Genomic DNA, 1,145 nt, shown 5'->3' with positions numbered 1-1,145 from the left:
TCGAAGACGCCGCCCTGGCGCTTGGGGCGGCCATCCTCGCAGCCCATGACGAGGAGTACTAGGTGGAGGTTCACATGCGGTACCGTTTCCTGGGTCTGGAATCCGCCTCCCTTTTCCGTTTCCTCTTCTTCGGATTTTGGATCGTCCTGGGCGTATTGGGATTGATCGGTTACGCGGCGTACCTCATTGGCTCGATCGCTGCGGGCTTGGTCGAGGACGAGTTCATGGGGATACTCTTCGGGTGCGTCCTGGGACCGCCGTTCTACGCCCTCATCTTCGCCGGCATCGGTGTCCTGGGCAACGCGACTTACAAAACACTCCTCCGCAGCCTGCCCCCGCTCGTCGCAGAGATGGAGGAGGCGGGCGCGACCGCCGTCCAACCGGGCCGGGGGGGATCCACCGCGGACGACCGGAGCCGGCAGCTATCCTAGGGCGGGTCGGATGACGGCAGCCGTTTGGTCTCTCCTGGGTCTCATCGCATTCGTCTACCTCGGATATCCCCTCCTCATCGGTCTCGTCGGTCTCGTCCGTCGTAAGCGGCCCCGGGCCGATACCGGCGACCTGCCGCCCCTCGCCCTTCTGATTCCCGCTCACAACGAGGCGACCGTCATCGCCGATAAGCTCGCCAACGCCCTGGAGAGCGATTATCCCCCCGACAGACTGCGGATTTACGTCATTTCGGACGCCTCGGACGACGGCACCGACGCGACGGTCGAGAGCCTGGGCGATCCCCGGGTGCGCCTCATCCGCCAGGAGAGGCGGGAGGGGAAGGTCAACGCGCTGAAGCTGGGGATAGCCTCCGCCGGGGACGCCGAAATTATCTGCTTTTCCGACGCCAACTCGCGCTACGAGCCGGACGCCCTGCGGAGGCTGGCCGCCGTCTTCGCCGACCCCCGGGTAGGCGCCGCCTGCGGCCGCCTGCGCCTGCTCGGGACGGAGCGGTCCGGCACCGCCGCCGGCGAGGGGCTGTACTGGCGCTACGAGGACGCCATCAAGGCTGCCGAATCGCTCTCCGGCACGATGCTGATGGGGGCGGGCACGATTTACGCCGCCCGGCGGGAGCTGATCCCCGACGTGCCGGCCCACCGCGCCGACGACTCAATCGTCCCGCTCGCGATTGCCGTCGGGGGGCGCCAGGTCGCCTG

General features: G+C 67.6%; 2 protein-coding genes. Both read left to right on the top strand.

All coding sequences use genetic code 11. From position 1 onward, the window contains the following. Positions 1-74: 74 nt before the first annotated feature. Positions 75-431: a hypothetical protein gene (locus tag NTW26_03975; GenBank protein MCX7021430.1), complete on the top strand. Its 357-nt coding sequence runs from the start codon at positions 75-77 to the stop codon at positions 429-431. A 10-nt stretch (positions 432-441) separates the two neighbouring features. Next, positions 442-1,145, top strand: a 704-nt coding sequence (locus NTW26_03970; GenBank protein MCX7021429.1) for a glycosyltransferase, incomplete at its 3' end; no start/stop codon positions are given.

The organism is bacterium (assembly GCA_026398675.1).
Lineage (GTDB): Bacteria > RBG-13-66-14 > RBG-13-66-14 > RBG-13-66-14 > RBG-13-66-14 > RBG-13-66-14.
The sequence above is the reverse complement of the archived record's forward strand: the minus strand, read 5'-3'. Positions and strand labels throughout refer to the sequence as shown.

Excerpts from the sequence above, each read along its gene's own strand:
- NTW26_03975 (MCX7021430.1), top strand. The coding sequence starts at position 75 with ATGCGGTACCGTTTCCTGGGTCTGGAATCCGCCTCCCTTTTCCGTTTC.